Source organism: Arthrobacter sp. SAFR-044 (genome assembly GCF_051965175.1).
Taxonomy (GTDB): Bacteria; Actinomycetota; Actinomycetes; order Actinomycetales; family Micrococcaceae; genus Arthrobacter.
Genome location: NZ_JBQCMK010000003.1, coordinates 362,026 through 388,391 on the forward strand (window position 1 = coordinate 362,026; position 26,366 = coordinate 388,391).

General features: G+C 64.6%; 27 protein-coding genes and 1 pseudogene. 14 read left to right on the top strand and 14 right to left on the bottom strand.

The window, feature by feature from the left end; genetic code table 11:
• Positions 1-12 precede the first annotated feature (12 nt).
• The 3 genes from ACTHQS_RS06745 to ACTHQS_RS06755 are packed head-to-tail and all read right to left on the bottom strand — an operon-like array spanning position 13 to position 2,913.
• On the bottom strand, positions 13-1,209 hold the full coding sequence (locus tag ACTHQS_RS06745) for an acyl-CoA dehydrogenase family protein (protein WP_440167226.1): 1,197 nt from the start codon (positions 1,207-1,209) through the stop codon (positions 13-15).
• Positions 1,206-1,670, bottom strand: a complete 465-nt coding sequence (locus ACTHQS_RS06750) for an acyl-CoA thioesterase (protein WP_440167228.1) — start codon at positions 1,668-1,670, stop codon at positions 1,206-1,208. Before ACTHQS_RS06750 ends, ACTHQS_RS06745 begins: the two co-directional genes overlap by 4 nt.
• On the bottom strand, positions 1,663-2,913 hold the full coding sequence (locus ACTHQS_RS06755) for a CaiB/BaiF CoA transferase family protein (protein WP_440167230.1): 1,251 nt from the start codon (positions 2,911-2,913) through the stop codon (positions 1,663-1,665). The genes ACTHQS_RS06750 and ACTHQS_RS06755 overlap by 8 nt, the downstream gene beginning before the upstream one ends.
• A 174-nt stretch (positions 2,914-3,087) precedes the next feature.
• On the opposite strand from ACTHQS_RS06755, the gene ACTHQS_RS06760 reads away from it, so the two are divergent.
• The 5 genes from ACTHQS_RS06760 to ACTHQS_RS06780 all read left to right on the top strand — a co-directional run bounded on the left by ACTHQS_RS06760 (position 3,088) and on the right by ACTHQS_RS06780 (position 9,362).
• A complete protein-coding gene (locus tag ACTHQS_RS06760; protein ID WP_440167232.1) occupies positions 3,088-3,984 on the top strand; it encodes a LysR substrate-binding domain-containing protein in 897 nt (298 codons plus the stop codon).
• Positions 3,985-4,158: 174 nt separating this feature from the next.
• Entirely contained in the window at positions 4,159-5,325 is a 1,167-nt protein-coding gene (locus ACTHQS_RS06765; RefSeq protein ID WP_440167420.1) for an acyl-CoA dehydrogenase family protein, read from the top strand.
• Positions 5,326-5,710: 385 nt separating this feature from the next.
• Complete coding sequence (locus ACTHQS_RS06770; protein WP_440167234.1) at positions 5,711-7,159, top strand: DUF222 domain-containing protein; 1,449 nt, start codon at positions 5,711-5,713, stop codon at positions 7,157-7,159.
• A gap of 217 nt (positions 7,160-7,376) precedes the next feature.
• Positions 7,377-8,267: a phosphatidylinositol-specific phospholipase C/glycerophosphodiester phosphodiesterase family protein gene (locus ACTHQS_RS06775; RefSeq protein WP_440167236.1), complete on the top strand. Its 891-nt coding sequence runs from the start codon at positions 7,377-7,379 to the stop codon at positions 8,265-8,267.
• 39 nt (positions 8,268-8,306) lie between these two features.
• Positions 8,307-9,362 (top strand): hypothetical protein, encoded by a 1,056-nt coding sequence (locus ACTHQS_RS06780; RefSeq protein ID WP_440167238.1) that lies wholly within the window; start codon positions 8,307-8,309, stop codon positions 9,360-9,362.
• Between the two features lie 61 nt (positions 9,363-9,423).
• Here the strand turns inward: ACTHQS_RS06780 and ACTHQS_RS06785 are convergent, their stop codons facing one another.
• Both ACTHQS_RS06785 and ACTHQS_RS06790 read right to left on the bottom strand, forming a co-directional pair.
• Positions 9,424-10,407, bottom strand: coding sequence for an ArsA-related P-loop ATPase (locus tag ACTHQS_RS06785; RefSeq protein ID WP_440167240.1), 984 nt, complete (start codon positions 10,405-10,407; stop codon positions 9,424-9,426).
• Between the two features lie 79 nt (positions 10,408-10,486).
• Positions 10,487-11,179: pseudogene (locus ACTHQS_RS06790) on the bottom strand (TRC40/GET3/ArsA family transport-energizing ATPase); the annotation flags it as partial.
• Between the two features lie 285 nt (positions 11,180-11,464).
• Here ACTHQS_RS06790 and ACTHQS_RS06795 point away from each other — a divergent pair.
• From ACTHQS_RS06795 to ACTHQS_RS06810, 4 genes are all read left to right on the top strand, one after another.
• Entirely contained in the window at positions 11,465-11,920 is a 456-nt protein-coding gene (locus ACTHQS_RS06795; protein WP_440167242.1) for an SRPBCC family protein, read from the top strand.
• A gap of 271 nt (positions 11,921-12,191) precedes the next feature.
• Entirely contained in the window at positions 12,192-13,118 is a 927-nt protein-coding gene (locus ACTHQS_RS06800; protein ID WP_440167244.1) for a patatin-like phospholipase family protein, read from the top strand.
• 258 nt (positions 13,119-13,376) lie between these two features.
• Entirely contained in the window at positions 13,377-13,511 is a 135-nt protein-coding gene (locus ACTHQS_RS06805) for a hypothetical protein (RefSeq protein WP_440167245.1), read from the top strand.
• 106 nt (positions 13,512-13,617) lie between these two features.
• On the top strand, positions 13,618-13,962 hold the full coding sequence (locus ACTHQS_RS06810) for a hypothetical protein (RefSeq protein WP_440167246.1): 345 nt from the start codon (positions 13,618-13,620) through the stop codon (positions 13,960-13,962).
• A gap of 86 nt (positions 13,963-14,048) precedes the next feature.
• Here the strand turns inward: ACTHQS_RS06810 and ACTHQS_RS06815 are convergent, their stop codons facing one another.
• The 5 genes from ACTHQS_RS06815 to ACTHQS_RS06835 all read right to left on the bottom strand — a co-directional run bounded on the left by ACTHQS_RS06815 (position 14,049) and on the right by ACTHQS_RS06835 (position 19,460).
• Positions 14,049-15,284 (bottom strand): NYN domain-containing protein, encoded by a 1,236-nt coding sequence (locus ACTHQS_RS06815; RefSeq protein ID WP_440167247.1) that lies wholly within the window; start codon positions 15,282-15,284, stop codon positions 14,049-14,051.
• 105 nt (positions 15,285-15,389) lie between these two features.
• Positions 15,390-15,674, bottom strand: a complete 285-nt coding sequence (locus ACTHQS_RS06820; protein ID WP_440167248.1) for a DUF427 domain-containing protein — start codon at positions 15,672-15,674, stop codon at positions 15,390-15,392.
• 88 nt (positions 15,675-15,762) lie between these two features.
• Positions 15,763-16,122, bottom strand: a complete 360-nt coding sequence (locus ACTHQS_RS06825; protein WP_440167250.1) for a VOC family protein — start codon at positions 16,120-16,122, stop codon at positions 15,763-15,765.
• A gap of 96 nt (positions 16,123-16,218) precedes the next feature.
• Entirely contained in the window at positions 16,219-18,090 is a 1,872-nt protein-coding gene (locus ACTHQS_RS06830) for a pectinesterase family protein (RefSeq protein WP_440167251.1), read from the bottom strand.
• Positions 18,090-19,460 (bottom strand): pectate lyase family protein, encoded by a 1,371-nt coding sequence (locus ACTHQS_RS06835; protein WP_440167252.1) that lies wholly within the window; start codon positions 19,458-19,460, stop codon positions 18,090-18,092. The genes ACTHQS_RS06830 and ACTHQS_RS06835 overlap by 1 nt, the downstream gene beginning before the upstream one ends.
• 201 nt (positions 19,461-19,661) lie before the next feature.
• Between ACTHQS_RS06835 and ACTHQS_RS06840 the strand changes: the two genes are divergently transcribed.
• On the top strand, positions 19,662-19,970 hold the full coding sequence (locus tag ACTHQS_RS06840) for a hypothetical protein (RefSeq protein WP_440167254.1): 309 nt from the start codon (positions 19,662-19,664) through the stop codon (positions 19,968-19,970).
• Positions 19,971-20,008: 38 nt separating this feature from the next.
• Here the strand turns inward: ACTHQS_RS06840 and ACTHQS_RS06845 are convergent, their stop codons facing one another.
• Together ACTHQS_RS06845 and ACTHQS_RS06850 are read right to left on the bottom strand one after the other, a co-directional pair.
• Entirely contained in the window at positions 20,009-20,857 is an 849-nt protein-coding gene (locus ACTHQS_RS06845; RefSeq protein WP_440167256.1) for a LysM peptidoglycan-binding domain-containing protein, read from the bottom strand.
• Between the two features lie 366 nt (positions 20,858-21,223).
• Complete coding sequence (locus tag ACTHQS_RS06850; RefSeq protein WP_440167257.1) at positions 21,224-22,180, bottom strand: zinc-binding dehydrogenase; 957 nt, start codon at positions 22,178-22,180, stop codon at positions 21,224-21,226.
• A 159-nt stretch (positions 22,181-22,339) separates the two neighbouring features.
• Here ACTHQS_RS06850 and ACTHQS_RS06855 point away from each other — a divergent pair, with 159 nt between their 5' ends.
• The 4 genes from ACTHQS_RS06855 to ACTHQS_RS06870 all read left to right on the top strand — a co-directional run bounded on the left by ACTHQS_RS06855 (position 22,340) and on the right by ACTHQS_RS06870 (position 25,402).
• Positions 22,340-22,654, top strand: a complete 315-nt coding sequence (locus ACTHQS_RS06855) for an ArsR/SmtB family transcription factor (RefSeq protein ID WP_440167259.1) — start codon at positions 22,340-22,342, stop codon at positions 22,652-22,654.
• The gene (locus ACTHQS_RS06860; RefSeq protein WP_440167261.1) at positions 22,651-23,058 is read left to right on the top strand and encodes an SRPBCC family protein; all 408 of its coding nucleotides are present in this window, start codon (positions 22,651-22,653) and stop codon (positions 23,056-23,058) included. The genes ACTHQS_RS06855 and ACTHQS_RS06860 overlap by 4 nt, the downstream gene beginning before the upstream one ends.
• 91 nt (positions 23,059-23,149) lie before the next feature.
• Positions 23,150-25,084 (top strand): ATP-binding protein, encoded by a 1,935-nt coding sequence (locus ACTHQS_RS06865; RefSeq protein WP_440167263.1) that lies wholly within the window; start codon positions 23,150-23,152, stop codon positions 25,082-25,084.
• A gap of 69 nt (positions 25,085-25,153) precedes the next feature.
• Positions 25,154-25,402 carry a hypothetical protein gene (locus tag ACTHQS_RS06870; protein ID WP_440167264.1) on the top strand — a complete coding sequence of 83 codons (249 nt, stop codon included), beginning with the start codon at positions 25,154-25,156 and terminating at the stop codon, positions 25,400-25,402.
• A gap of 130 nt (positions 25,403-25,532) precedes the next feature.
• Here ACTHQS_RS06870 and ACTHQS_RS06875 read toward each other — a convergent pair whose 3' ends face one another.
• Together ACTHQS_RS06875 and ACTHQS_RS06880 are read right to left on the bottom strand one after the other, a co-directional pair.
• The gene (locus ACTHQS_RS06875) at positions 25,533-25,694 is read right to left on the bottom strand and encodes a hypothetical protein (protein WP_440167265.1); all 162 of its coding nucleotides are present in this window, start codon (positions 25,692-25,694) and stop codon (positions 25,533-25,535) included.
• 137 nt (positions 25,695-25,831) lie between these two features.
• On the bottom strand, positions 25,832-26,296 hold the full coding sequence (locus ACTHQS_RS06880) for a hypothetical protein (RefSeq protein WP_440167267.1): 465 nt from the start codon (positions 26,294-26,296) through the stop codon (positions 25,832-25,834).
• Between the last annotated feature and the right edge of the window lie 70 nt (positions 26,297-26,366).

A 26,366-nucleotide genomic window follows, 5' to 3' on the forward strand; every position in this document is an offset into this window, starting at 1 on the left:
CCCATCGGGCATCTAGCTGAAGGCGGAGAGGCCGGTGATCTCCCGGCCTACGAGCAGGGACTGGATGGAGTCTGTGCCTTCGTAGGTGGAGACAACCTCCATGTCGGTCATGTGCCTCGCCACGTGGTTCTCCAGCAGTACGCCGTTGCCGCCGAGCATGTCCCGCGCTTCGGAACAGATCCAGCGGGCTTTCCGTGCCGTATGCATTTTGGCGAGTGACGCCATGGGCCCGGTCATCCGGTCGTCTTCGGCGAGTTCGGCCAGCCGGAAGCAGATCAGCTGCATGGCGGTCAGTTCGGCGAGCATGTTGGCCAGTTTGTTCTGCACGAGCTGGAAACTGCCGATGGGTTTGCCGAACTGCTGGCGGGTCTTCGCGTAGTCCAGTGCAATCTCGTAGGCAGCCATTGCGTGGCCGTAGGACTCCCAGGACGCGCCGCTTCGCGTTGAGGTCAGTACGCGGGTGACGTCCTTGAACGAGTGGCATTCCGGGAGCCGGTTGGCGGCCGGGATCCGGAGGTTATCGAGGGTGATATCCGGCTGGAGGATCGCCCGCTTGCCGATCTTGCCGGTGATGACTTCGGTGGAGTAACCGTCTGGAAAGCTGCCGTCCGCGTTTCGCTCCATCACGAACGCCTTTACCTTCGCGTCTGCTTCGTCGCGGGCAAAGATGATGACGACGTCGGCCATGCTGGCGTTGCCGATCCAGCGCTTGCGCCCACTGATGATGTAGGAGTCCCCATCCCGCCGCGCGCTGGTTTCGAGCGCCACGGAATCAGACCCGTGCTCAGGTTCGGTCAGGGCGAAGGCACCGATCTTGTTAAGGGCGGCCATGGCCGGGAGCCAGCGCTGTCTTTGCTCCTCGCTGCCGAGCATGTTGATGGTTCCCATGGCCAGTCCGGACTGGACACCGAGGAAGGTATTGACGGAACCGTCGCCACGGGAGACCTCGGCGGCAACAATCCCGGCGGCAAGCCGGCTTAACCCAGGACAGCCGTAGCCCTGAATGGTTGACCCGGCGATGCCGAGCCCGGCAAGCTTGGGAACAAGTTCGAAGGGAAACTCGGCACGTTCCCAATAACCGTTAATCACCGGCAGTAGTTCTTTGTCGACGAAGGCGCGCACTTTCAGCCGGAGCGCCCGGTCCTCAGCGCTGAGGAAATCGTCCATGAGGTAAAAATCGGTGGCGTTTGCGGCCGTTTCCGGTGTCATTGCGTGAGCTCCAGTGCTGTGTGATCGGGGACCCTCGTACCCTGCGGGTCCGTATTGTCGTGTGAAGGCTGGAAAAGGGTGAGCCAGTGGCGCTCGTGGTCCGCCAAGGGCCGGGAATTGCCGGTGTGCGGCTGGACTGAAACCAGCACGGTCCGGCCGTCCACGGCGACTGCCCCCTGTTGGCTGCCCTTGAATTCCAGGCTGAACGAACTCGTCCCGATCCTGGTCACTGCGAGTTCAACCTCCAGGTCTTCGCCGTGATGAACCGGCCGCCGATAGTTCAATTCGAGGCTGGCCACTACCGTAGGCGTGGCTTCGGCCGGGCCGATTCCCGGCATCGAGGACCGCCACTTGATCCTGGACTCTTCAAGGAGCGTCACCACGGCGGCATGGTTGACGTGTCCGTTGAGGTCCTGGTCGGACCATCGGGGGCACACCCGGGTCCGGTAGGTCTCAGACATGGGTCAAGGCTTTCCGGTGCAGCAGCCAGTCCCGCACCAACCCGGAGCTTTCGTTTAATTCCGGGGGCGCGAGCGAGTAGTCCACCGGCGTGAGGGAATATTCGACAGGGTGGCGGACGGTGGGTATCTTCCGGGGCCCCTCGCCCGCCATCACTACCGGGTTCAGCCCCAGCTGTTCAGCGAGCGCAACACCGCCACGGACATCCTGGATCGGCGCGCACGGCAGCCCTGCCGAGGAGAGCTCACGGAACCACTCGTCCGCTGACCGGGCCGCCAACTGGGCATGCAGGATGCCGCGCAGTTCGTTGCGGTGGGCGTTGCGCTGCAGGGTTGTGGCGAACTTTGGATCCCGGGCCACTTCGGGGATTCCCAGTGCCCCGCACAGCCGGACGAACTGGGCGTCATTGCCCGTCGCAATGATGATGGTGCCGTCCCCGGTCTGCATCGGAGCGTAGGGATACATGCTGGGGTGTTCGTTCCCCATCCTGGTGGGGACTACACCGCCTGTTACATAGGCGGCAGACTGGTTCACCATGCCGGAAAGGGCAGAGGTCAGCAGGTTCAGTTCCACGAGCTGACCCTCGCCGGTCCGGTCCTTGTGGTGCAGTGCCCCCAGGATGCCGATGGCGGCGTGCAGGCCTGTGATGACGTCGAACAGGGCGATGCCTGCCCGGTATGGTTGGGTGTCCTGATCCCCGGTCAGGCTCATCATTCCCGAGGCGGCCTGTACCAACAGGTCGTATCCCGGAATGTGTGCGCCGGCCCCGGTGCCGAATCCAGTGATGGAGGCATAGATAATGTCCGGGTTCAATCCGGCCGCGGACGCATAGTCCAGCCCCAGCCGCGCCATGTTGCCGGGCTTGAAATTTTCGATCATGACGTCAGCGGTGCGGATCAGGGAACGCGCTACGTCGAGGTCCTCCGGGTCTTTCAGGTCCAGGGCAATGGAATGTTTGTTGCGGTTGACCGCTAAGAAGAAGGTGGCCTCGCCGTCCCGGACCGGCGGCATGTAGGTGCGGGTGTCGTCACCCTCGGGGCCTTCCACCTTGATCACTGTGGCGCCCATGTCAGCCAGGAGCATGGTGGCGTACGGGCCGGCCAGCACTCTGCTGAAATCTGCGACCACGATGCCGGCGAGGGGCCCGGCGCTTGCCCTGCCCAGGGCATCAAAGCCGTGGTTATCGTTGCCTCCAGCAGGCTGGTCCTGCCGTCTGGAGACCGATTCGTCGATCGGTTGTGTCATCTTAAATCCTCCGCAATGTGGTCTGCATCACCAACCTTTGCAAGCGGACTGATTCACGTCCAATACGTATTTGGTGCTGGACTGATACCCGCCCGTCATCAGCGTCGGCGCGTTCCTTGGGTATCTTGGGCGTATGGACAATGACGTTTACCTGGGCAGGAGCTGAGCGCGGGAGTGGAAATACATCAGATTCGGGCCTTCCTTGCCGTGGCGGAGGAATTGCATTTCGGCCGGGCCGCCCGCCGGCTTCATATGGCCCAGCCGCCGTTGAGCCGTTCCATTCAGCGGCTTGAGCATGAACTAAAGGCGCCCCTCTTTATCCGCAGCACACGGACAGTCCAGTTGACCGCCGAAGGCCAGGCGTTGGTCGGCCCGGCACGCGACATACTCGAAGGGTGCCGGCGGGGCCGCCTGGCGGTGGCCTCGGTGGGCCGTGGCGAAACCGGGCGCGTGCGGGTCGCCTTTGCCGGTGTTTCCTCGCATGTGATGGTTGGCAGGCTCGCCAAGCGTGTCCGGGAAGTGCACCCCGGAATCGACTTTGAGCTCTCCAGTTCCAACTTCGCGCTACCGGCCATGGACAAGGTCATGGGCGGGGCCATGGAAGTCGGCCTGGGCCGCTGGAACTTCATTCCCGCTGTCCTCGACTCCCGGATCGTGGCCAACGAGCGGCTCGTTGTGGCGCTGTATGAAAGCCACCCGTTGAGTGGACAGGCTTCGCTGCGCATGGCCGATCTTGCGGGGCAGCCTTTCGTTACGTTGCCGGAGCATCCTGGCGCCATCCTCCATGACCACCTTCGGAGGCTTTCCAGTGCGGCGGGGTATGTCGTGGAGATTGCCCAGGTGGCGCCGGATTCCCAGACGCTCATGGCGCTGGTGGCGGCGGAAATCGGTGTCGCGCTGACGGTCTCCTCGGTGCCTGAAAACTTCAGCCACCCGGGTGTCGTGTTTCTGCCCCTGGACGACCCGGCGGATGCCATCCAACTGCGGCTGGTTTGGCGGAAGGACAATGCCAGTCCGGCTCTGCGCGAGGTTCTTCGGCTCTCGGAAGAGGTCCTTCCGTCACCGGCGTGAGCCGTTCATTGATGCCGATGAAGCATAAGCGGATTCATTATTAGGTATTGGATCTGACGGCAATTGGACTGGCACAGTGGTGGAGATCACGCCGGTGCATATTTGCGCCTGTACCGCCGCCAACCGCCCTCTTACCCGCCAGGAGAATCCACCGTGACTGTTACCGCGCCCCCCATGGTCCTCGACGATGTACTCAACTTCGATAGCCTTCTGAGTCCCCGGGAACTGCAGTTGCGCAGCACTGTCCGGGACTTCGTGGATGAACGGATTCGGCCCAAAATCGCCGGCTGGTATGAGGATGCCCGCTTCCCGCTCGAACTTGTGCCCGAGCTTGGAAAGTTGGGGGTCCTCGGGATGCACCTGAAAGGCTACGGATGCCCGGGCCGCAGCGCCGTCGAGTACGGCCTCGCCGCCATGGAGTTGGAAGCCGGCGACTCAGGGCTTCGGACTTTTGTCAGCGTCCAGGGCTCCCTGGCCATGAGCGCCATCCACAAGTGGGGGTCCGAGGAGCAGCGGAACGAGCACCTGCCGGCGATGGCTCGGGGTGAGAAGATCGGCTGTTTCGGGCTTACCGAGCCCACAGCCGGCTCCGATCCTTCCAGCATGGCGACTTTTGCGGCACCTGACGGAGACGGCGGTTGGGTCATCAACGGGGCAAAGCGCTGGATCGGGCTTGCTTCCGTGGCGCAGATCGCTGTCATCTGGGCCAACACCGCCGATGGGATCCGCGGGTTCATCGTGCCGACGGACACCCCCGGCTTCAGCGCGACGCCCATCAGTTCAAAGCTGTCAATGCGGGCCTCCATCCAGTGTGACATCAGTCTCGATGAAGTCCGGTTGCCCGCCAGCGCACTCCTGCCCGGCGCGCGCGGACTCAGCGGCCCGTTCTCCTGTCTCAACGAAGCCCGCTACGGAATCATCTGGGGCGCCATGGGTGCAGCCCGGGACTCCTACGAAGCCGCACTGGCCTATGCCCGGGACCGGCTCCAGTTCGGCAAGCCACTCGCCGGCTACCAGCTCACGCAGGAAAAGCTGGTAAATATGCTGCTGGAAATCCAGAAGGGGACCCTGCTGGCCCTTCATACCGGTCGACTGAAGGACGCTGGGACGTTGGAGCCTGTTCAGATCTCCGTGGGTAAGCTGAACAACGTCCGCGAGGCGATCGCCATCTGCCGGGAAGCACGCACCATCCTTGGTGGTAACGGCATCACTCTGGACTACTCGCCGTTGAGGCACGCGAACAACCTTGAGTCAGTGCGCACGTATGAAGGTACCGACGAGGTCCACACCCTTATCCTGGGCCAGCGGATTACAGGCATCTCGGCGTTCCGGCAGGAGTGACGGTTATGGCAGGGGCCGGTGCGGCCACGTGCCATACCGTTCAGGCGGTTAAAGCCTAAGTGCTCCGGACCATGAAGCTCCGTTGTAGCCGGCCGGCCCGAAGCCAGCAGATCGATCCGATGGTTGGCGCGACGTCGCCCGTCCTGGCAGCCTTCGATGAAACAGCACTCACCGACCCCATCGGGCAGTGGGTCCTCCCGTCAATTTTTCGCGATCCTGATGTTGCTCTGGGGATCAGGACGGCACTGCAGGACCCCGGTCGACGGAAACCATGTTGGTTGAGTGTGAAACTTTGGACTGGGAGCAGAAGCGGCGGGCAACGAACGGTTGCGGGTGTATTGCGTCGCCGAACTAAAATGTCGGACCCTCCTGGAAAGCTTTGGTTATGGAAACCGGAGCGGTTGTGGATGCGAAAGGCAAGGCCGGGGTGTCCGGTGCCGTCGCATCCCTGACCGGGCTGGTGGACGAGCTTGCAGGAGCCCTGAGCGGTTCTTCGAATGCGGCAGATAGTGCTCACGGCGTCGACAGTCATGATCCGCTTCGGGAAGTTGCCGAGTCCTGCCTGGACGGTCTGGGCATCGTGGCCCGGATCGAAGCTGCTACTGCAGCCGTGAAAGTGCGGCTGCTCGCAGAGTATTCGGAGGCCGCAGCCGCCATGGAAGCGCCGGCGGAAAGCGCCTATGAATCATCGGCGCGGGACATGAGTGTCGTCGCCGAAGTCGCCTGTACGCTCACCATCGCCGAAGGAGCCGCATCCGCGCTGCTGCAGGACGCCCATGCGCTCACCTGCTCTCTTCCGGCGACGCTTAAGGCCATGGAGGCCGGCGCCGTCTCCTGGCGGCATGCCCAGATCATGGTCGACGAAACCAGCAGCCTGGACGCTGCAGCTGCAACAGCCTTGGAAGCTCACTTCCTGGACCCGGAGGCGCCTAACGCGGCCCGGGGTGCATCTGCCGGAGAGCTGGTCCCGGGTCGTTTCCGTCGGAAAGTGCGCGCCTGGCGGGAACGCCATCACCCCGAGTCCCTGACAATCAGGCATGTGAAGTCCGTTGCAGATCGGCGGATGGAGTACTCGCCGGACCGGGACGGTATGGCCCGTGTTTCGCTCTACATGGCTGCGGACACGGCCTGTGCCATCTGGAACAGGACGTCCGCCCTGGCCCGTGGGTTGCAGGGACCGGACGAGCCGAGAACCCTTACCCAGCTCAGGGCAGACGTGGCCGCAAAATTGCTGCTCGGGGACACCGGGGACCTCGCCGGGCCTGGGCCGTCCCTCAAAGCTGATGTGCTGGTCACGGTACCGGTCTGTTCCCTCCTCGGTGCCGCAGACGAGCCTGCAGACCTGGACAATTACGGACCCATTCCTGCATCGATGGCGCGCAAACTTGTCGCGGAAGGTGCCGGCTCGTTCTACCGCGTTTTGGTGGACCCACGCGACGGAGCTCCGCTTGAACTTGGCCGGACCAGCTACCGGCTCCCGGAATCGCTGAAGCGGTGGTTGAGGATGCGGGATGGAAAGTGCACTTTTCCCGGCTGCAGCAACCACAGCCAGGACAATGAGGCGGACCACCTCAGGGCCTGGGAGCGCGGAGGCGCCACCGGAATCAGCAATCTGGGACAGTTGTGCCCCAAACATCACCGGCTCAAGCACCGAACCGGCTGGAGTCCTGGTCCGGCTTCCCGGAATGAGCCGCCGGGCTGGACTTCTCCAAGTGGCCGCCAGTACAACGCCGAGCAAGCGGACCGGGAACCCACACTCTGGCCGCCGGGCTGGCTTCCGGAAGGGGCCAGCGTGCTTGAGGTATTGGTTGTGGATTATCTCGCGGTCTCCTGACGAGCGGTCAGTCGGGCTGCCCAGAGGACACACCCTCGAGCTCCATCACGGCCGGGGAACTCATGCCCGCGCCGACGTTGAAGTTCCCCGCCGTTCACTCTGATGCAACCAGGAAGCCCTGAATCGTTTCGCCAGGCCAAGCAGTCTTTTCACGCACCCTCTCGCCCGGAGCACCCCATCACCGGGCGGACATCCCCGAGGTACCAGGAGTACTCCAGTGTTCGTGAAAAGCACCCTCGCCGCCGTCGCCGTCCTCGCCTCCCTGGCCGGGACAGCCGTAGCCCCCGCCACTGCGGCCCCAGCACAGGCCCCCACCCAAGCCCAGGCCGAGGCACCCAGTCCGGCGCCCGTCGTCGGCCAGCCCCTCGCCGGGACGCACGCCCACAACGATTACGAGCATGACCGCCCCCTGTTCGACGCCCTGGACCACGGCTTCACCAGCGTCGAGGCGGACGTATGGCTGGTCGACGGCGAGCTTCGCGTGGCTCACGACCTGGCCGACGCCAAGCAGGGCGTCACGCTCGAGCGCCTGTACCTCGACCCACTCCGAGACCTGGTCCGCAGCCAGCCTGGCCACAGCGTCTACCCGAAATGGGACGGCAGCCTGCAGCTCCTGATCGACATCAAGAGCGAGGGCGAGTCCACCTACGCCGCCATCGAGCAGGAACTGGCTGAGCACCGGGACATCATGAGCCGCTACACCAACGGCAAAGTCAAGACCGGCCCGGTCACCGCCGTCATCAGCGGCAACCGTCCGCTGGCCACCATGCAGGCCCAGGACAAGCGCTACAGCTTCTACGACGGCCGCGCCGCCGACCTCACCTCCGGCCTGCCCGCCGCCCTCATGCCGCTGGTCAGCGACAACTGGACCAAGCTCTTCACCTGGCAGGGCGTCGGCCCCATGCCCGAGGCCGAACGCGCTAAGCTGCGCGCCTTCGTGACCACCGCACACGCCAACGGCTACCGCGTCCGCTTCTGGGCCACCCCGGACCAGCCCGGTACCGCCCGCGACGCCGTCTGGACCGAACTCGCCGACGCCGGCGTGGACCACATCAACACAGACGACCTCGTCGGCCTACAGCAGTTCCTCACCGCCCGCGGCGCCTGAGCCCCCACTCCAGCCGACAACAGAAACAGGACCATACCCATGCCTGCAAGAACACTCAAGATCACGACGGCGGCGCTCACCCTGGCGTTCGGCCTCCTTGCGGCGCAGCCCGCCTTCGCCCAAACAGCCCAGGCGGACAGCACCAGCGACATCGCCCAGGCGTTCACCTTCGCCGCCATCGGCGACATCCCCTACGGCGCCACCGAGATCGCCAAGTTCCCGTCCCGCATCCAGGACCTGAACGCTGACAAGGAGCTGAAGTTTGTAGCACACGTGGGCGATATCAAGAACGGCTCCACCGTTTGCTCCGACGAGTACTTCTCCTACATCCGCTCCCAGTTCGACACCTTCACGCACCCCCTGGTGTACACGCCCGGCGACAACGAGTGGGTGGACTGCCACCGCACCAACAACGGCGCCTACAACCCACTGGAGCGCCTGGACAAGATCCGGGACGTCTTCTTCAACCAGCCTGGCAAGACGCTCGGCGCCACCATGCCGGTGAAGTCGCAGGAGAGCCTCGGACTCCCTGAGGATGTCCGCTTCGAGAAGAACCGGGTGGCCTTCTCCGTACTGAATGTGCAAGGCAGCAACAACTCCCTGCTGCCATGGACCGGCCTGGGCAAAACTGAAGCCACGCCCGAGCAGCTTGCCGAGGTTCAGCACCGCACGGACGCCGTGACCGCCCAGATCCACCAGTCCTTCGCCGACGCCAGGCGCAGCAACGACCGCGCCGTGGTGCTCATGCAGCAGGCCGACATGTTCGATCCGTCGCTCCTGGCCGATGCCACGGCAAACCCGGCCACCGTCTCCGGCTTCCGCGGGATCGTGCAGGCCATCGTCGAGGAGACCAACAACTTCGACGCCCCGGTCTACCTGGTCAACGGCGACAGCCACGTCTTCGCCGAAAACCAGCCCCTCGCGAAAGGCTCGCCCTGGCTGGACATCTACGGGGCGCCCGCCGCGGACAGCCTGCAGCGCATCACCGTGGACGGCGCCAACAACGCCGTGGACTACGTGCGCTTCACGGTCGCCGGCAACAGCGCCAAAGGCACCGACGTGCTGAGCTGGGAAAAGGTCCCCTTCAGCCAGTAGGCACCCAACGGAAGCGGACGACGGCGGGCGTCACCCGCCGTCGTCCGCTTTCTGCGCGTCCCTACACCCGCTGGCTGGTGAGAGCAGCCAGCGACGCCAATTTCGCTTCACCCACCGGCTCTTCGGGCAGCAGGGGAATCAGGGCAACCATGTCCGCCATGGACCGCACCGTGGCAATCTGTTCGATTTCGTGTGCGGCACGGGCCTGAAGCAAGGGGGTGCGAGGGCGGGCAGCAGCGATCGAGCTGTTGATGACCCAGGCCCAAGGCTTGATCCCGGCCCGTTCCAGATCGTCTTCCAGTTCCTTGGCCTCCAGCACCGGTGTGGTTTCAGCCAGCGTAACCAGGATGACCTTCGTCAATGCCGGATCCTGCAGGCGCATCAGCGGCGTCACGAACCCCATCGAGTCGCCCACCTGCCGGGAAATCTCCCGGTGGTACGAGCCTGTGGCGTCCAGGAGCAGCAGGGTGTGTCCGGTAGGTGCGGTGTCCATCACCACGAAGTTCCGCCGGGACTCCTGGACCACCCGGGAAAACTGCCGGAACACCGCCACCTCGTCCGTGCACGGGGACATCAAGTCCTCCGCCAAAGCTGCGCGTCCTTCGGCATCCAGGCTGCGGCCCTTGGTGTCCATGACGTGGGCGCGGTATTCCTCAATGGCCGTTGCAGGGTCGATCCGGGACACCTTCAGCCCAGCAACAGGCCCATGCAGTGTCTCGGTCAGGTGTGCTGCGGGGTCGGTGGTGGTGAGATGGACCGCGTGTCCTCTCTTGGCCAGGGAGACCGCAATTGCGGCGGCAACCGTGGTCTTTCCCACGCCGCCCTTGCCCATGCACATCACCAGCCCGTGACCGTCCCGCTCGATGCCGTCCACCAAGGCCGCGAGCGGTGCATCCTCGACCTCCGGGACCGACGAAGGGCCCTCCTCCGCGCCGGCGGCGGCAGTGAACAGTGACTCGAGCGCGGGAATACCTACCATGTTGGCGGCTTTGAGGTCGAGGACGTCGCGGGGGAGAGCAGCGATTGACTCCGGAATGGTCGCCAAGGCCGCCGCCCGGGGCACGGAGGGCCTTTGCCAGTTCCTCCTCGCCCCCGCCCTTGGGAAAGACGCCGTTGACGACCAAATACCCGCCGCTGATTCCGATCCGGTGGAGCTCGAGATAAGTCCGTTCCACCTCTTTCAGGGACGATGCCTGCGCACGGGTCACCAGGACAAGCCGGGTGCGCAGGGGATCCCCAAGTGCCTGGACCGCCTTTGCGTATACCTCCTTGTGCCTGTCCAGCCCGGACAGCGGACCCAAGCAGGAGGGTTCCCCTGCCCCGGTGGCGAGGAAATCTGTCCATGATCCGGGAAGCTGCAGCAGGCGGATGGTGTGACCGGTTGGCGCGGTATCAAAGATGATGTGGTGGTACTGCGCGTACGAGGAGTCGTCTCCGAGCAGGCTGGTGAACTCGTCGAAGGACGCCACCTCCGTGGTGCAGGAACCGGACAGGCTCTCCGCGATGCCGGCCAGTTCCGTCTCAGGCAGGACTCCCCGGACAGGAGCCAGGATCCGCTCCCGGTACGCGTCGGCCGCCTGCTCCGGGTCGATCTCCAGCGCAAAGAGGCCCGGCACATCAGGAATGGCGGTGATGGTATTTCCAATGGCCAGGCCGAAGACTTGGCCGATGTTGGAGGCCGGATCCGTGCTGACCAGCAGCACCTTCCTGCCGGCCCTGGCGAGGGAGAGCGCGGCAGCGCAGGCCACCGAGGTCTTGCCCACCCCACCCTTGCCGGTGAAGAACAGGAACCGGGGCGAATTTTCGAGAAACTTCACGGCCGGATGACCTGCTGGGCGGGATGGATATGACTGGCCATGATCCTGTTCCTGGCGTTCTTCGGGCAGACGGTCAGTGCCAGTCTTTCAAGCCACCGGGAAAGTCCCTAGAGCCGAACGTCCCGGACGACGGCGGGCGCCCACCCGCCGTCGTCCGCTGCGGTTTCAGGGTCTGGACACCGGTGGTCGCCGGACTTATCGTGCAAAGGTGGCGGCTGCCTGACTGGCAGGATGGCCAGTGCTGCCGGTCCGCCGTTGCGGCCGTCCGTCATGAGGAGGAAGCAGATGGCACACGTTGAAGAGGTTGAAGAGACGGTTGAAGTCGCAGTTCCGGTGCGGACCGCGTACAACCAGTGGACCCAGTTCGAATCCTTTCCGCAGTTCATGTCCGGCGTCGAGTCGGTGACCCAACTGACCGACACCACCAACCACTGGGTCACCAAAGTGGGCGGGGTCCAAAGGGAGTTCGATACGGAAATCGTTGACCAGGCGCCTGATGACCGGATCGCCTGGCGCAGCACCGACGGCAAGTCGCACGCCGGCATCATCAGGTTCACGCCGCTGGATGCCACCCACACCAAGGTCAAAGTCCATTTCGAATGGGCGCCGGAAACCGCCACTGAAAAGGCCGGCGCAGCGCTGAAGATCGACACCATGCAGGTCAAGGCGGACATGCGGAAGTTCAAGGACTTCGTTGAATCGCGTGGCACCGAAACCGGTGGTTGGCGAGGCGAAGTCTAGGGACGTCTATCAAAGCGGACGACGACGGGTGCCCCCCGGCCGTCGTCCGCTTCCTTATGCGCGGCGGAGGTCCGCCGCAATGGCCGGGAGCCCACCTGTTGCGGACCGCAGCTCCGGTGTGCCAAGATTCCCCTGATCGTGAACCGACTCCAGGAGGTGAGACCCATGAACGCTGTACACGTAATGGGTGCTCCCCCGTTGTCTACGATCCGCGGCTGACCCAGCCGCCACCGGGAGCGCCGAACAGGCAAATTCGCGAAAGGCGACTCCCATGAATACAACACCTTCTTCCATCCCGCACGATGCTCCGGCGGCGAGTGCCAGACGCGCGCTGGTCCTCGGTGGTGGCGGCTCCACCGGCAACGCCTGGCTGATCGGCGTCGTTGCCGGCCTGGCAGACGCCGGACTGGACGTGACCGGCGCCGACCGCATCATCGGAACCTCGGCCGGATCCACGGCCGCCGCGCAGATTGCCGGTGCCACCCCGGCCGAACTTTATGCCGCGGTCCTGGACGCTCCGCTTCCGCAGCGGACGCGTCCCGCGGGAACGCAGGCGTCCGGCAGCCCTGCGTCCAACCACGCGGTGCCCAACCACTTGGAGCGGACCGGCAGGCTCATCGCCGCCTCCGCGGACGCAGCGGACATGCGCCGCAGGATGGGTGCCGCGGCGCTCGACCTGGCGGCGTCCCACGACGGCTCGGAGCGGTGGCGGGCTACCGTCGCGGCGCGGCTGCCCAGGCAGGAATGGCCCGAGCATGAATTGCTGATCACTGCAGTGGACGCCACCAGCGGGGAACCGGCGGTGTTTGACCGCCACAGCGGCATCGGCCTGGTTGACGCCGTAGCAGCAAGTTGCTCCAGCGGCTCCGCATACCGGATTGGAGACAAGGGCTATATCGACGGCGGCTACCGGCGCAACGAAAACGCCGACCTTGCCGCGGGGTGTGGGCGGGTCCTGGTTCTGTCGCCTTTCGGGGGCAGGACGCGGATGCCACTGGAGTGGGGCATGCAGTTGGCGGCGCAGGTGGAAGAGCTGCGCGCGGGTGGCAGCAGGGTCGAGGCCGTCTTCCCGGACAGCGGGGCCGAGCACATGTTCGGTGCCAACGCGATGGATCCGTCACTCCGTCCGGCCGCGGCTCACGCCGGGTACAACCAGGGCAAAGCCCTGGCCGCAAGGCTCATGGAATTTTGGAAGTGATCGTTTCAAGGGAATAAAAGAGCGCTTTTCTCCTCCTTTGTGAAGGTTATCCAGGATTTTCTGTGATTTATGTAAGGAAAAGTGCAGAAGTGCGCTTCGCATCGAATTAGAGAGTTTGTGCTGGCAGGCGGGTCACATCCATGGGCGGCTCCCATCCCTTCCCTGCCGGGGTTCACGGCGGTCCGCGGCAGGACTGGATAAAAAAATTAAAGCAGGTATGGTTTCGGATAACGCAAAGCAAAGAAAGGCGTGATTCCGATGTCCGGAAAATCCCCCAAAAGCGGCGCCACTAAAAAGGCCGGCAAATCAATCCTGGAAAAACGGGCCGAAAAAAGAGCCAAAAATGAAAACAGCGAACTCGGTTTTGTAAAACCGCGGAAAAACCAGCGCTGACCACGCCAGCGGGTGGCCGCCCGGGACTCCTAGCCCGCGGCCGCCCGCGCCACCCCGGCAGTTTCACCAGGACTGAACGCCGGGGGATCAGCCGAAGGACACCACAATGATGACCTCACACAATGCTTTAGTCGTCCCCACCCGACTCACCCAGCCGGTGCACATCAGGCCGATCGACCTTGATGAGACGGCCTTCCAAAAGATCGCGTCAGGCGGCATCGGCCTCCTCGCGGGCATGGATTGGCACGTCTACCTGGACAGCCCCCCAAACAGGCCGGCCACGAATGTCCGCGCCGAGGTGCTCATCCGCGAGGCCGGCATCGACCTTGACGGAACCATCCAAGGGACGGCCCTGTTCCTGGGACGCGACAGGCTGGACGGAGAGTGCGACGCTCCACGCCATCTCATCAGGCTGGCCGAGCAGCTGTTCGACCTGCCGCTCGCAGCGTAGCCGGCCCGGCACTCAACGGCGCGTGCCGGGCCACACTGTTGGGGAACGGACGGCGGCGGACGCGCATCCGCCGTCGTCCGCTCTCTTTACTTCTCCAACAAACCGCCGCTTGCCCACCGGCGGACTGCCAGTTTTTCTGAAGCGTCGAATTCCAGCAGCGCCACCCGGCAAAGTTCCTCCACATTCGCGGTCCAGGCCGTGGCAATTTCTGCTGCCGTCGCGTCGTCCCGCAACTGGAAATCGGCGTAGGCCAGGCCCTGCAGCACAAAGTTCACCGCATTGCGGGAGACAGGTTCGCCGGCACTGACGCAGTCGTCCCGCACCTGCCGGGCCAACTCATTCCGGTTGAGCTGATGTTCCCTGAGGCGCGCCTCCATGGAGGTGAAGATCTGGCGGAACTGGGCTGCCGACAGTGCCGGAACATCCGTCACGCGGGTGACCCGCTCCTCCACCCCGGGCTGAACGTCGGCAGGCGCGGGAAGGTCTTCAGCGGAGAATCTCTTTGCGTCCCAGACCCAGCCGCCCTTGGCGGGTGAGTATTCGATGTCTTTGCCAATCTGCGCCACCCAGGATCCGAACCGCCCAAGACCGGCCCAGTCCGTCTTCAACGACGGCTCTGCGGTGAGTGCCCGGTGTGCAACCATCGCTCCGGCCACCGGGCCTGGCGCAGACCGGACGAACTTCATCACTTCAAGGACAGCGGGTGAACCAGTCTTCGCCTTTGCCTTGGCCGTTGCCGGGCTGGGTGGTTGTTTCGCTGACGCCACGGCGTGAATGGGTTCCGCGGTGGTGCCGTTGAGAATCGCGACGAAGTCATGGGACTCCACCACATGGTCTGCCATCTCCCGGTAGGCAAAGGCAACGGCGCCGGCGGCAATGACGGTGGTCATCCGGTCGGCTGCCCGGAACCGCTGGATCAGGGACGTGAAGTCGGCGTCGGCCGAGGCGATGAAGAACTCCTCGATACCTACGCTTCCGGCAAGTGCATCCATGGCATCGAGCACCAGGTTGATGTCGGTGCTGCTCTTGCCCCGCTGCGTCAGCGAGGGGCAGTCGATCACGCGAAAACCGGCCCGGGTCCAGTAGGGGCGGTATTTGGAGTACACCATGGGGTTCAAGTAGCAGTTGCGGATCAGGAACCGCCGGGTCTCGTCCCCGGTTCCCCCGTTGGACAAAGCATCTGCCCACTGCTTGGGATCCTCGGCAAAGCGTCTTGCCGCCGCCGGGTCCAGGGCCTGGAGGCCAGTAAAGACATTGTCGAAATCAACAAACATCGCTGCACGGATGCCAGGCCTGCGTACCGGTTCAGGTGCCTTGTTCATTGGGTCAGTGTGCCAGCAGCGCCGGGCCACGCGTGCTGTTGGTGCTGCGACACGCAAGAGGACGACGGAGGATTGCCACCCGCCGTCGTCCGCCCTGTCCGCCTGCTATTCCTCGATGGTGACGCCGCGCCAGAACGCGATCCTGTCCTCAATGTGCTTGGCGCGCGGCTTTGCCTCCGGGTAGTACCAGGCCGCAGCTTCATTCAGCTCGCCGTCAACCTCCAGCGTGTGGTAGCTGGCCGTGCCCTTCCATGGGCAGAACGTGTTCTTGCCGCTGTAGCGCAGGTACTCAGCGTTGACGGCGTCGCGCGGGAAGTAATGGTTGCCCTCCACCACCACAGTGTCCGCGGATTCGGCGATGACTCTTCCGTTCCAGATAGCCCTGACCATCAGTTCCCTTCCGTCGCTGCCGTCCCGCAAGGGTGACGGTTGTACGGATGCCAACGGCCTGGAAGCCGCGCTTGTTCCCCGCAGCCCCCTAGCGCGGGCTCTTGTCGATGACGCAGAACCGGTTCCCGTCCGGATCCTCAAGGACCACAAAGTCTGGGTCCTCCGGGTACAGGTCCCAGTCCACCCGCTTGGCACCGAGCGAGACCAGGCGCTCCACCTCCGCGTCCTGGTCATCCGCATAGAGGTCCAAGTGGATCCGCGGGTGGTCCTGGACAGGGGTTTCGCTGAGCATGAGCGACAACTCCGCACCAGGGCCCGACGACGGCACAAGGGTCACCCACGTTTCGTCACCGGGTTCCTGGGGGACATAGCCCAGGGCGTCATGCCAGAACTTGGCGGCGGCTGCGATGTCGTTGACGCCGAGGACTATGGTTCCGATAGTCAGCATCCGCCCAGCCTAAACCTCGCCGCAGCGGCCCCGCTAGACAGGAACGGCGAAAAAAAGGCCCGGTTCCGCGGCGGAACCGGGCCTTCCCTTCCACTACTAGGCGACCGGCACCACGCTGCAGTCCGCCGTCGACCCTTTAAGCTGAGGCGCCCAGCCGTCCGTTCCCTGCAGGTAGTTCCTGGCTGCGTAGCTGCCCGCCTCCGGCCCGGGCAGCTGCGGGCGGTCCAGCGTTACCTGTGCACCAGGGCCGCGGTTGTTGAACTCGTGGAACCGGGCCTCGCGCCAGGAGAAGCCGCTCATGTCCGTCCACGGCGTACCCGAGATGTGCGCGCCAAGCCAGGAATCCCTCACCAGGACCTGCGCCACCGCCTTCGGGTCCCCGCTGGGATGCCACGGCCTGCCAAAGTGGACGGAACCGGCGGCGGCGTCCGAGACAAGCCGGCACCGGTCAAAAAGGTACCCGTACTTGATGGAAAGATCCTGGCTACCCGCCGTGACGTAGCCGTTGTTGGTCGTGGAACCGCGGTTCAGGCTCTTGATCTCGCAGCCGCTGAAAACGGCGGTGCCGCGGCCGAAAATGAAGTCCACGTCCCCCTCCACATAACAGCTGTCGAAGTAGAAGCGGGCCTGGACACCCGCGCCGGGGGAGTTGACCAGCAAGGTGTCCTGGTTGCCCAGCAGCCTGACATTGGACAACACCGACCGGTCCCCGGTGACGTGCAGTGCGACAGCCTGGCGGTCCTTCATCCCCAGGTTGGCGGCTTCGTCGAAATCGTTGCTGATGGTCAGGTTCCGTGCCACGAAATCCGGCCCGTCAACCCGTACGGATGCGCTGCCCGAGGTGCCGAAGTTCCCGCTGCCATCCGGCTTGGGAGTCCCTGAGGCGTTGTTGTAGACCAGCACCACATCCTCCGGCCTGCCGCCCTGCCCAACGAAAGTGATCCGCGGCTTGGTGGCCGGAATCCGGACGGCTTCCCGGTAAGTGCCCGGTTGGATCCTGATGACCGTCCGCTGCAGGCTGCCCGCCGGGACCGAATCCACAGCGGACTGAACAGTCGGGAACGTGCTGCCCGGGCCGACGTCGAGCGTCACTGGCAGGTCCACCGGACGTTCACTGGGCCAGTACACCTCCAGCAGGGGATCGGTGCCGGCGTCGATATTCAGGAAGTAGCCAGGCGGGACGATCTGCTTGGATTGCAGTTCGCGGGCCACCAGGCGGGCCACCTCCACGGCCCCGAGGGCCTGGAAATGGGTATTGTCCTCGGAACCCTGCGGATACTGCGGGTGCTGGCCTGGGGCGAGGAAGAGGAAGCGCGACTTGGTTCCTTCCGGCCCCAGTTCCTGCCACAACTGCTTCGAAGAAGCCGTCAGGTCCACCAGGGCAGTGCCCGACGCCGCGGCAAGTTCGCGCACTGCCCGCGGATACTCACCGTGGGAATCCTTTGCATTGCCGGACGCATCAAAGCGGCGGCGCTCTACCGGGGTGGCCAGCACGGGCTTGCCCCCGCGTGCCCTGGCGCCGTCGATGTACTGGCCCAGGTACTCCTTGAAGGTGGAATCAGGAAGAGTCCCGCGGGCGGGATCGGCAACCTTCTCGTCGTTGTGGCCGAAGCTGATGAGCAGGTAGTCGCCCGGCTGCATCAGGGCCAGCACGCGGTCCAGCAGGCCTGCATCGGCAAAGCTCTTCGAGGACGCTCCGGACCACGCGTAGTCGAAGACGGTCGCCTGCGGTCCCAGCAGGAGCGGCAGGGCCTGTCCCCACCCCGCGCGGGGCCGTTCTGACTGTTGGTACGCCGACGACGTCGAGTCCCCGACCACAAAGATGACGGGCTTGGTGCGGGGCTTCGTGGGGTCGGAGCTGGCCTGGGCGACGGCGGTTGCCACGCCTGTTCCGGAGAGAGCCGCAGTGCCGGCAGCGAGGGCCAGGGAGGCCAGGACGCTGCGCCGGCTGGGCAGGATTGCGGCCATCAGGAGTCCCTCCCGGCGGTGAAGATGGGGCCCGTGGAGTCCTTTAGCAGGGCCGGTACGGCCTGGGCCGGGTGGACCTGGGTGCGGAAGGTGGGCGTCCAGGAGGTATCCGCTGCCAGCTGGTCGGCAGGCGCAGCAGCAGCGTTGTACTCGGCGCGAATGTCCGTGATCTTGCCATTGACCGCATTGGCGATGGTGGTGATCTGGGTTCCCTTGTAGCGGCCGATGATGTCAGCGGCGGTGATTCCCTCCGGCAGGGTGAAGGCGTTGGCCTCCGCGTACAGGTGGGAGCTGAAGCCGGCGCCCAGGCTGTACTCGTAGGGAATGGGGCTGTCCGCCGTTACCTTGTAGTGGTTGTTGTACACGTCCACCTGGCCGAAACGCACCCGCGGGGCACGCTGGCCCACGTTCTCGAAGACGTTGTGGTGGATGGTGACGCGCAGTTTGCCGGGGTCGCCACGGGTGGCGGAGTCGGTGGAGCCGATCAGGAGCAGTTTGTCGTGGTCGGAGAACCGGTTGTAGGACATGGTCACCAGGTCCGAGCCGTTGGTGACATCCACCGCGCCGTCGTGCACCTGGTAGGGGCGGCCGAAGTAGAGCGGCTGGGAGCTGTCCAGGTTGGGGGCGTCGGTGAAGGCGGAGTGGTCGATCCACACGTGCGTGGCTTTGTTGATGACCTGCAGCAGATCGTATTCGCTGTTCCAGTTGCCTTCATCCCCGTCAGTGGGATCCCAGGCGGGGAAGCAGTCGGCGGAATCCCGCAATGTCAGGTTCCGCACGATCACGTTGGTGGCGCCGTTGATACGCATCGCCGCGCCGGTGATGCTGCTGTCCGGGGTTGCTCCGACGATGGTGGTGTTGCTCGGGATGTCCCAGCGGATGGTCTTCGCCTGCTTTGCCGCGGCCAGGCGGCGGGCGTCCTCCTGCGGACCTGCGGGCTCCTGGCTGCGTCCGTAGGTGGCCGGGTCGAAGTCCCGGAGGTACTGCTCCAGACTGTAGCCGGTCCCCTCGGCGTAACCTTCGCAGGTCAGCTGAGTTCCATCCGGTGCCGTGTTTGCGTTGATGGTTCCATGGACCCTGACGATCTTGGGTTGGGTACCGGCTTCCGCGAAGGCCGCCAGCATCTCGGCTTTGGTGGTGACGTCGTAGACGTGGGCGCCTGTGGCTGCTGAACCGCCCGTGGTTCCCGTCCCTTCTGACGCCCAGCCGTTGCCTTCGGCAAGGACTTGGCGCTCCAGTGGTGTCTGGGCGGTTTGGGCAGTGGGGTCGGCCGCAGGGTTTGGAGCTGCCCCTGCCTGGGTTGGAATGATGAGGGCTCCGGCTACTGCCAGTGCTGCGGATAAGGACACGTAGGCACTGCGTTTTCGCATGTTATCTCTTCCGTCATTGGAATGAACTGCGCGCCCCGGTCCGCGGTCCACTATGACGCCGATCACTGGAGGGCGCTGACAAGGACATTATCGAGAAAGCGGTTTCTCAGCAAGAGGAGAGGCTGATGTTTATGGAGTGCCGGAAGTTTCTGCGGCCGCCTTGGCCGGCAGCACGGGTGCCCGCAGCTAGACTCGCGTTCCATGCGGGAGAACGACATACCTGAGAAACGCCAACCGTACAAGCGCGCCAAAGTTCCTGCCGCCGTCGTGCCTTTACTGGGTGTCTTGATCATGGTGGTGGGATGCTTCATCGCGTGGAGCAACCGGAACAGCTACGTAGGCTGGTTCGCTTACGCGCCGCTGAGCAATGAGGTCTTCACAGCCAACGGCATGGCATTCATCAGCCCGGGCACCCAGATCGGGCTGGCGGTCATGGTTGCCGGACTGCTGGTGCTCGCGTTCTGGGCGGGTTACCGGGCGGGCCGGAGAGGCAGCTCCGGCCGGCAGTAAAGGTTAAAGCGCCAAGAAAACGTCGCTGGCGACGTGCCTTAGCGTTCGGGTTTGTTGATGGGCTGGTCCAGTGCCACGCTAATGGTCTGGCCTGGTGCCAGCTCGCCGTTCGGCAAGTCTGCAAACTCGTACCACGCCCCACCCGTGCCCTTACTTGGACGGTTGGCCGACCTTACGTCTGTCACGCCGAAGCGGAAGGCAACCTGGAGTTCGATGTCGCCGGGCGCCGTGGTGTAGGTCAGCGGAATCCCGTTGGCATCGGCGGTGAACGTTCCCTGGGCGCCTTCAATTTTCACGTCGCCAGGAATCAGTTGAACCTTCGTCCCTGCGTGGATGGGCTCATTCGCTGCCAGTGAAGGGTTGTACAGCAGGATCTGTGCCGTGGTTGAGCGGAACTTGTAGCCAAGGCTGTCGAACGAGTCGCCGTCCACCGTGGTGTAGAAGACCGTCTGGCCGAACGAGTTTTTGACCTCTGTCCCGGACCCGGAGCGGCTGTCCACCGGCTTCTTCTGAAGCTGGATGAGCCTTCCTGCCTGGATGTAGAAGACGTTCCCCCGCTCATAGGTGAAGGGCACCTTGTTCGCCTCGGCCAACTGCTTTTCGGTGAGGTTGAAGCGGTAAGTGATGCCGCTCAGGGTGTCGTCGGGTTCCACCAAGTAGCTGGTCGGGATGCCATCTGCGTCAACGGTCACAGGGCCGCTTGCGCCGGTTCCCGGCCCGGCCGGAATCAGGCGGAGCCGTGTGCCCGGAGTGAGGGGGGTCCCGGGCTGGAGGCCGTTAAATGCGGAGAGCTTGGCCTCGGAAAGCTTGTAGGCGGCAGCCACCGCCGCAGGAGTGTCGCCTCCCACACTGGTGTAGAAGTCCGCGTTGCCAAACGAGTCCCGCACGGTTTCCCCACCCAGGGGAGGCTTCGCGGCGGCGGACGATGTGGGGGAAGTTGGCACGGCTGCGGCGGCCGGTTCCACTTGGGGTGGAGCGCCCGCGTAAGTGCATCCTGCCAGTCCCAGCGACAGCACAACAAGGAGCGCGGCTGGCCGAACCAGGGACAGGCCTCTCGCCGTTGTTGATGTACTGCCAGTTTCCACCATGGATATGCCCCCCAATAAGTCCGGCGCAGCCGAGTCCGGCCCCCAGCGGGCCAGAAGCGAGCCTAGTGGATGAACCGGGAGCGCGCTGTAGTAGCCGTCAAAGAAGCAAGCGGACGACGGCGGGACGCGCCCGCCGTCGTCCGCTCAAGAAGGCGCGTGGCTGATTCAGTCCTCGTAGACCGCGATGAAGCGGCCCACCACGCCGCCCTTGCGCAGTTTGTCGATGGCGTCCGGGATGTCAGCCTGCTTGATGAGGTTCATCGGCGGGTTCAGCTCGCCGGACTTCATGAGGGCATAGAGGTTCTCGAGGTCCTCCTTGGTGCCCGACTTGGATCCCTTGATGGACAGCTGGTTGATGATCAGTGGGTAGGTGTTGATGGTCGCTTCGAGACGTCCCATGCCAACCTGGACCAGCGTGCCGAACTCGGCCAGGGTCTCAAGTGCCGCCGAGGTGGTGGTGCCGAAGCCGGCGTAATCCACTATCAGGTCCAGGTTTTTGTCCTTGAAGTCCGTGATGGAGCCACCCACGCCGGCGAGGCCAATCTCGTCCGCGAGCTTCTGCGTCTCGGGGTTCACCTCGGCGCCATAGACTTCGGCGCCTGCCAGCACTGCCACGCGGGCACCGATGTAGCCCAGTCCGCCCAGGCCGATCACGCCTACTTTCATGCCTGCCTTGGCCCCGCCCACGGCCATGATGGCGTGGTAGGCGGTAAGTCCGGCGTCGGTGGCCATCGCGCCCAGCTCGAACGAGACCTCATCGGGCAGCTTCACCAGGTTGTCGTCCGTGGCGAGCAGTTTGGGGCCGAAACCGCCGTCCCATTTGCCATAACCCAACGCGTCGCCGTCCTTCATGACGGGGGAGAGGCCAACCCGGTCGCCAACCTTCCAGTGCTCCATGCCGGGGCCCACCTCGGTGATGACGCCCGCATTTTCGTGGCCCATGGTGCGGGGGAGTTCCGGGAACAGCGGCATCCATCCGGCGTCGTCGAGGGCTGTCACGTCCGAGTGGCACACCCCGGCGGCCTTGACGCTGACTACTACCTGGCCCGGACCTCCACTGGGTTCAGCCACTTCGTTGAGGGTGAGCGGGTTGTTGGTGCCGGTGAACTGCCATGCCTTCATGGGGGGCATCTCCTTTGAATCCCTTGATGCTTCATGTATTTGCATGCAATTACAGCCTATGCCTGATGCGGCCCAGCGTAGCCCTGATGTGATGCAGTGAACATGACCGGCCTTTGCCGGTATGTGATGTGTCGGATATTTCCGACGTATACTGTCGTTGTGCTTCCCGATGTCTTCGCCGCCGTGTCGAACCCGGCGCGGCGGGTCATCCTGGACGAACTGCGCCAAGGGCCCCGGACGGCCGGTGAACTCACCGGCCTGCTGGACCTCAGCCGCCCCGCCGCGTCCGAACACCTCGCCGTGCTCCGGGGCGCGGGGCTGGTGCGGGAGGAGCGGCAGGGGCGGAACAGGGTGTACCGCCTCCAGCCGGCCAGGCTCGCCGAGATTGGCGGGTGGGTGAAGCACTTCGAGCGCTACTGGAACCAGCGGCTGGATGTCCTGGCCGACCTTCTGGACGAGGAGAAACCGACATGACCGAGAACGCCATCAGGCTCGAACGCCGCTACCCACACCCCGCTGCGGCCGTCTGGGCCGCGCTGACTACACCGGACCTGTTGGCCCGCTGGTGGGCGCCTGGCGACATCGCACCAGTGGTGGGCCACCGCTTCACCATGGACATGGACGCCTGGGGCCAGCAGCAGTGCGAAGTCCTGGCCGTGGAGCCCGGAACATCCATCAGCTTCCTCTTCTCCGAAGGCCAGCTGGACACCACCATCACCTGGCAGCTCGAACCCGTGGACGGCGGCACCATCCTCCACTTCGAGCACGCCGGCTTCCAGTTGGACACCCCTATGGGCCGCCACGCCATCGACGGCATGGGCAACGGCTGGCCTGGGCTGCTGGCCCGCGTTGACGGGGTTCTCGCCGGGGTGTCCTGACCTCCCCGCCTGCTGCTAGGCTCCCCGTAGCCAACCGTTGCACCGCCTCCCGGTTGGCTGTCAGCTTCGGTTGTGAGCGAAGGAAGCACCCATGACGGTTGCCCAGATCCAAGTGGACCAGCGCGTGATCGGAATCGATTCCCGGCGCTTCGCCTCGGTTGAGAAGGCGCTGGTGGAGCTCATCACCAACAGCGATGACAGCTACGCCCGGTTGGAAAAAGCCGGCGGCAACGTGACGGGCAGGATCCTGGTCAGCTACCAGCGGCACCACTCCGGGGCGGTACTGATGGTCAGCGACCAGGCGGAAGGCATGTCCTTCGAACAGGCGGGCCGCATCCTCAGCTACGGCGGCGCCCACAGCCCGTTGGCCCGCGGCGAGGGAGCAGGCCGCGGCTACTTCGGGCGCGGGCTCAAACAGGCCATCTTCGGCCTGGGCCACGGCTGGATCGAAACCGTCCAGGGTGGCCGCTTCACCAGGATCGACATCTTCCGGGGCAGCAACGGCGGTTACCTTTATGACGACGACGGTGCTGACCGGCAGGCGTTTCCTGCGGACTACGCCCGGCTTGGGATTCCCGATGGCGGCAACGGCACCAAGGTCACCATCGTCGTCGACAACCCGCACGCCACCATCACCCAGCAGGCCACCTTGCTGCAGCTCCTTGCGGACAACATCTACCTGCGGGACGTACTGGACCGGCGCACAGTGGAGCTGGAGCGCGGGCGCCCAGGAAACGGGGACAACGGCAGAGACCGCATCCGCTTCCACGAACCCCCGGCCATCACGCTGATAGGCCCTGACGAGCCAGGCAGGTTCAGCGTTGACGGCAGCGAGTACGCGTTCACCGTCACGCTCAAACGGGCACAGGATGTTGAACTGACGTTGAAGGGCGACGAACGGACCGCCGGCCTGGTGGTGGAGTCCGGCATGGCCGTGCTGGACTGCCAGATGTTCGAATTTGAGAACCAGGTGGGCACTGAATATCTGTTCGGAACGGTGCGGTGCCCCGCGCTGACCGAAATGCTGGGCAGAGGCAAAGCCATCATCAGCGACGAACGTGAAGGCCTGAACATCAAGGACCCTTTCGTTGCTGCGTTCTCGCACGCGGTGAGCCGGATGATCGCGGCGCCTGTCCAGGCCGAGAAAGACAAACTCACCCATCTGGAACGCGCCACCACCTCCGGGCGAACCGCCGAGATGATCGAGCATCTGCTGCAACACATGAGCGAGGCCGCCATCCTGGACCTGGGCCTGGAAACAGCACCCATTGTCCGGAACGGGGACGGCACACAGGAACCGGAGGCACAAGTCCCGGCGGCGCTGCGGTTCACAACGCCCTTCTACTACCGTCCCCCGGTGCATCCGTTCCACGTTGCCCTGCTGCTGGATCCAAGCCAACTGCCCGAGGGCGAAACCTTGGTGTTTGAGCTGGAACTTCCGGCCTCAATCCGGCTGGACCCGCTGCCCGCCCCGGTTCCCGTCAGTACCTTGGCGGAGACTCCCCGGCTTCAATGGACTGCAGCCGGGGACCGGGCTGGCGACCGCGGGGAGATTACCGCCAGGGCGGGGGACTACTGGGCGATCTGCGAAGTGGTCATCGCCGAGCACGCCTCACGCCACAGCGCAGACCAACCGCCGCACCAAGCCGCCGCCGGCAGCCTGCCGGCACCGCACCGCCAGGTCCACCGCCCCAGCCGGGACCACGGCGTCGACCTCTTTACGGGCTACGACTTCCGCAACCTCCACAACAGCACGGACCGCGCCGTGTACTCCGAAGAGGAACGGAAGGTCATTATCAACACCGCGGCCCCGACCGTCCAGCTCTACGTCGACGGGCGGGGACGCTTCCGCGACTCCGCCCGGCTCCTGCTCGCCGAACTCTTCCTTGACGTGATCTCGGACGAGCTGGCAAGGCTCCGCGTCGAACAGCACGGCCATGCCGATGATCTCGAAGCCTTCCGGAACGCCAAGCGGGCCATCATCGGCCGCTACGGCAGCGAAGTGCACCACACCTTCCTGGGCTGAGGTGGGGCAAGCGGCGCCTCATCGACGCGGGGGCGTTTACTGCCGGAAGGAGAAGGGTAACCATGGAGTATGACTGATAGCGGAGACGGCGGCGCCCACGACCCCTTTGACGGCAGCGACGAGCTTGTGGCCGAATCCGAACACCTCGAGACGCCTGAAACCATCGCCGAGGATGTGCGCCACGACATCCAGTTGGGCCATGTCCAGGATGACGTTAGTCATGTGCTGGAAGAGCGCTTCGAGGAAGCGGGAATTGACGCCCGCCCCGAGGAAGTGGACGATCTCGCCGAAGAAATCGAGCGGGACGCGTCCAGCTGAAGATCAGCCAGGACGGGCCTGAAACGGCGGGTAACGACCTGGACCAGTGCGCTGGCCGTGTTGGGCGCATGGCTCTGCGAGTCATACCGGTGGTCCAGGTGGCCCGTCCTGTCAGCGGGGCCGGTGGGAACTAGGGCCAGTCGGCCCGGGTGAAGCGGATGGGGCTGCGCAGGGTGAGAAGGCAGTCAGATGTCCATTCCGCCACCTTGTGCTGTACTTCCACTGAATCCACTGCCGCCGCCTGCGCATCCTGGCTTGTGGCGTCCTGAAGACCTTCAACCGAGCTTTTCACATGTCCCCCTTGGCAAAACCTGTGTGCCCACACTAGGCACCACCGAATGCCAAGGGAAGAGGGTTAATCCACCAGCCGGATAAACTGCGCAAATCTTGAGGATGGGCTGGCGCCGTCGGGAGGTTGGCCATGCCCGCCTACTTGCCGGCGCGTGCGAAGACGCTGCCGTAGAAAGCGGCCAGCGCCTCGGCTTTGGCCTGGATATCCGCCCGCGATGCCGTTCTGCTGGCTGCTTCGATTGACAGCGTTCCCCTGCGTGTCCCGCTCCGCACGTGCCATTCGCCTGTCCCGTCCGAGAGCTGATAGGCCACCGCGCAGCTCGCGTCAGCAGCGATGGTTGTGGGCAGCGCGGAAACCCCGGACCAGGGCCTGCTGCCTCCGCCGAACGAACTTTCCTGGATGCTTGTGCAGCCCCGCAGGCGGTCTGCCCGGGAGTCGAAGGGTATGCGCAGGCGAGTTGAATCATGGGCCGGGGGAAGCGGCAGGTTGCGGGCCTCGCCCACGCCGTTGATGATGGCTGCGAGTTCGGCATCCGAGAAGGGCCCGGACGGTGGCGCTGCTGATGCAGAGGGGGAATTGGAGGCCTGCGAAGAACGCGTCACACTGCTTGGAGGGCTGCTGGCCGACGGCGTACCACCGGGACGAACACCCTGCCAACGCGAGCAGGACTGC